General features: G+C 50.4%; 2 protein-coding genes, 1 pseudogene and 1 riboswitch. Of the genes and pseudogenes, 2 read left to right on the top strand and 1 reads right to left on the bottom strand.

Going from position 1 to position 4643, the window contains the following annotated elements; translation table 11 throughout:
• Together ACRC27_RS00660 and ACRC27_RS00655 are read left to right on the top strand one after the other, a co-directional pair.
• Positions 1–243 (top strand): annotated as a pseudogene (locus ACRC27_RS00660) (zinc transporter ZupT); the annotation flags it as partial.
• 212 nt (positions 244–455) lie between these two features.
• On the top strand, positions 456–3395 hold the full coding sequence (locus tag ACRC27_RS00655) for an HD domain-containing phosphohydrolase (RefSeq protein ID WP_438638845.1): 2940 nt from the start codon (positions 456–458) through the stop codon (positions 3393–3395).
• Positions 3396–3491: 96 nt separating this feature from the next.
• On the opposite strand, the gene ribB is transcribed toward ACRC27_RS00655, so the two are convergent.
• Positions 3492–4142 carry a 3,4-dihydroxy-2-butanone-4-phosphate synthase gene (gene ribB, locus ACRC27_RS00650; protein ID WP_438622598.1) on the bottom strand — a complete coding sequence of 217 codons (651 nt, stop codon included), beginning with the start codon at positions 4140–4142 and terminating at the stop codon, positions 3492–3494.
• 229 nt (positions 4143–4371) lie between these two features.
• Positions 4372–4562, bottom strand: a riboswitch (FMN riboswitch).
• Between the last annotated feature and the right edge of the window lie 81 nt (positions 4563–4643).

Genomic DNA, 4643 nt, shown 5'->3' with positions numbered 1-4643 from the left:
TTTTGGGCAGGATTATCAGGGGTAGCCGAAATTGTCGGCGGGTTACTGGCGGCCTTTGTGTTTGGCGACAGCATCAACCCCGTTGGTATGGCGATGATTATGGCAGCAGTGGCCGGTATTATGGTTGCACTGTCTGTTGATGAGTTGATGCCTCTGGCAAAAGAAATCGACCCGAAAACCAACCCAAGCCACGGTGTTCTGTGTGGCATGGCGGTGATGGGGATCAGTTTAGCCCTGCTTTAATACTCAACCGCCCATTACCACCGCTTATAAACAGTAACTCTTTGTTTAAAAACTACAATATGTGATGTTGCACCAGCTCATTACACTACTATCGGTAAAATGTTGCAGCGAAAACTCCAATTCGTGACTACATTTTTTAATAAGGCCACCACATGTAACAGTAGGGTGGCCCACTGTATTTTCCGATAGATATAATAATGAGAATCAAGACTATGGCCTCGACGTGGCGTAACAAGCGCTATCCGCTGCAGATCCAGATAGCCAGCTTATTTAGTCTGCTGTTATTTCTGATAGGGATATTGCTGATCGGCTTTAACTACTATCGCACCAATAAACTCAATATCGAAAATACACATGCGCTATACAGCTATATTGGTGATAACGCCGCCTCACAGCTTGAGCTAAACAGCCGTGCGCTCGGGGTTGCAGTTAATCTGCTGACCACCATGCCGATTACCACGTTTTCAACCCTTGAGCAGCGTTTTGATTCACTGCCGCGTATGCGGGAAATTCTGCTCAGCAGCCCGTATGCCAATGCCGTTTACTGCGGTTATACCGACGGTGATATGTTCCTGATGCGCCGAGTATCAAAATATGCACTCAGTGAATGGGATGCACCAGAAGGTACGGCATGGGTTGTACAAAGTGTGGATCATGAGGGTGATACCGTACGGCAAAACTACCTCTATTTTGACTACAACCTTAATCTGCTGGGTAACAGTGATCGACCTGATTTCCAGTACGACCCGCGTGTACGGCCATGGTATAAACAGTCAACAGAGAAAGCTGGGCTGCAAATGGCACCGATGTATGTATTTGCCGCCTCACGGGAGATCGGCACGACTATCAGCCGTGAGGCACAAAACCACCGCGGTGTGATAGGTATTGATATCTCACTGAAAACCTTCAGTGATCTACTCAAAGAGCAACAACTGCCACACGGCAGTAAAATGGCGCTGATCAACCCGCAGAATAAAGTGGTCGCTAGCCTCGATCCACGTGAAGTATTCCGTATGGATGCGGATCGTAAAATCAGTATGTCTTCAATTGATACGCTGCCCAATCCGGCACTGTCAAAGCTATTGCGCAAGGTTGAAGGTCAGCCCTACACCAACAACTATAACCTTGAATTTGAAAGCATGGGGCAGATGTGGTTTGGCTCGGTATTGCCTATCAAAAACTCACAAGGTGTTTTCCGTTTAGCCATTGCCACGCCGTCTGATGTGCTGCTGGCCAGTTCAATTGAAATCCGTAATCAATCCACCCTGATTGCCATACTGGTACTGTTCACCGCCCTGCCGATCGTCTGGTGGATCTCTTACCGGATCTCGCGTCCGCTGCGCCAACTGCGCCAAGATGCTGAACAGATCCGCCGTTTTAACTTTGAACAGCCCAAACCAATTAACTCAGTGGTGCTGGAAATTGATGATCTGGCACGCACCATGAGCCAGATGCGCAGCACCATTCAGCAATTTTTGAACATTGGTAACTCGCTCGCTGCTGAACGTGACTTCACCACACTGCTCTCACGGTTAATGCAGGAAACGACCAAATTGGTGGATATGGAAGGCGGGGTTATTTACCTGCCCGACCGTGACAGCATCACCCTGACACCAGCACTGTGGCAGTGGCAAGGTCAGCCGCAGTCGCTGCAGGATATTCCAACCATTCATATCCCGAGTATGAAGCACGCAGCCTTACAGCAGGCACTGCAGGGGCATGTTGTACATCAGCAGTTAACCCAAAGCAGTACCATTGCTGAACTCTCCAGTTTTACCCACCAGTTGGGGGATTTAGAAGCTGTTATGGTTGCGATGCGTAACCGTGACAACCAACTGATTGGCCTGCTGGTACTACTCAATCCGCACAGTACTAGCCAAGCGATTGAACCGGCTAAACTCAAACTGGTTGAAGCCCTTGCCGGCAGTTTGTCAGTTTCAGTGGAAACACAGCGGCTGTTGCAAGAGCAAAAAAATCTGCTGAATGCCTTTATCCAGCTAATGGCCGGCGCAATTGATGCAAAAAGTGCCTATACCGGCGGCCACTGTCAGCGCGTACCAGAGATTACCGAAATGCTGGCTGAAGCGGCGGTGCAGGCACAAAGCGGGCCATTTACTGACTTTTCCTTGAGTGATGAGGAGCGCGAAGAGCTGCATATCGCCAGTTGGTTGCACGACTGCGGTAAAGTCACCACCCCAGAGTTTGTGGTGGATAAAGCCACCAAGCTCGAAACCATGTACGACCGTCTCAATGAAATCAGAATGCGAATTGAAGTACTCAAACGGGATGCCAAAATCAGTGCACTTGAGCAGCAACTTAAGGGGATCCCTAACGAACACATTGAGGCGTTATATCAGCAGCAGATCAGCGAACTCGATGATGACTTCCTGTTTTTGGCCGAATCAAACGTGGGCGGTGAATTTATGTCTGATGAGCGTCTGGCGCGCATCAATAAAATTGCCGAACGCCGCTGGTTGCGGACGCTTGATGATCGGATTGGCTTATCGCACGAAGAGCAGCAGCGTAAAGCGCGGGTAGAGCAACTTCCTCTGCCGGTATGGGAACATCTGCTGGCCGACCGTGAAGATCACATCTTCTACCGCGAGGCGCGTGATCGCCTGCCGGAAGGTCACGGCTTCCAGATGCAAGAGCCGCAATATCTGTATAACCGCGGAGAGATCTACAACCTCTCAATCCGGCGCGGTACGCTGACCGATGAAGAGCGCTATAAGATCAATGAGCACATTGTCCAGACTATTGTGATGCTCAAAACACTGCCGTTCCCCCGTACCATGTCGCATGTGCCTGAGATTGCCGGTGGCCACCATGAACGTCTTGACGGCAACGGCTACCCTTGCCGTCTGAAAAAAGAGCAGATGAGCCTGACAGCTAGAATGATGGCGATTGCCGATGTTTTTGAGGCCCTCACCGCCGTCGACCGCCCATATAAAAAAGGGAAAACACTGACCGAATCTTTGGGCATTATGGCCGGTATGGTCAAGGGCCAGCACTTGGATGCCGAGCTATTTACCCTGTTTTTACAAAGTGGGATCTGGCTAGATTATGCCCAGCGCTACATGCGCCCAGAGCAGATTGATGAGGTTGATATTGCGCGCTTTTTACCGGTAAAAACAGAGCCGGATCCGGTCTGAATTCGTAAAAAGGGTCGGTGAAATTAAGAGTATAAAAACAACTGACCGCGCAGTGAGTTCTGCGCGGTCAGCTCAGCGGCGAATGCCACGGCAAAATTATGCCTCGATTTGCTGCGCTAAACGATACGCCACCAAATCTTCAATCGTCAGAACCGGCATATCATGCTGTTTAGCAAACTCAACCACTTCCGGCATACGCGCCATGGTGCCGTCATCATTGGTCAACTCACACAACACACCATAAGGTTTAAAACCGGACAGTTGCATCAGATCAATGGTCGCTTCAGTATGGCCACGGCGTGCGAGTACGCCACCGCTGTGTGCACGCAGCGGGAACACATGCCCTGGGCGGTGAATATCCTGTGGCTGTGCGTCATCCGCAATCGCTGCACGAATCGTTGTCACGCGGTCTTGCGCGGAAACACCGGTAGTCACGCCGGCAGCCGCTTCAATCGTCACCGTAAATGCGGTCTGATTTTGGCTTGAATTGACCTCAACCATCATCGGCAGCTCTAATAGCTGACGGCGCTCTTCGGTAATACACAGGCACACAATGCCACTACCATGACGAATAGTCAGCGCCATCTGCGCAGGAGTAATCGTCTCGGCCGAAAAAATCAGATCGCCTTCATTTTCACGATCTTCATCATCTAACACCAACACACCATTACCGGCACGCAATGCCGCTAAACCGCGTTCAACACGTTCAATGGGGGAGCCATAAGCACTAAGCAGTGACTGATTCATGGTAAAAAACGTCCTTAATACACTTTAATGGATTACCAGAATCAGGGCACAACAAGAGGAGTTACTGCAACAAACCGGCAATCTACGTTCAAACAAGGAATACGTTGCAGCACAGCAACGTTCTGTCTGAAGCGATCACCGATGGCAGCCGAACAGCTGGGTACGGTTTCCCGATAAAAAGTCAGCCTGACATGCGCCAGCGATTTTTATCCGAATAACCCGTCAGTGTCGTTACTCTCTTCTATCCGGACTATAACCGTCGGCCCCGGCATCTCACCGGATCTGCTGACCTTACCGCCGTATAATTATGTAGTTACACACAATCACTACCGTGGCAAGCGCTCGCGGGCTGCTGCAATCTAGCTGATGCTATCTACAGATACCGCCGGTGGGGACTTACACCCCGCCCTGAGAATTTAACGCTCTGAGCATACCGCCAACCGAGCACCACGGCAATTGTTGGCCAACAAGAAGAGCGCTGGATCACGGAAAACCTGCTGT

Origin of the sequence: Plesiomonas sp., assembly GCF_051650925.1 — a bacterium.
In the GTDB taxonomy this organism is placed as follows: domain Bacteria; phylum Pseudomonadota; class Gammaproteobacteria; order Enterobacterales; family CAMTGL01; genus Plesiomonas.
The sequence above is the reverse complement of the archived record's forward strand: the minus strand, read 5'-3'. Positions and strand labels throughout refer to the sequence as shown.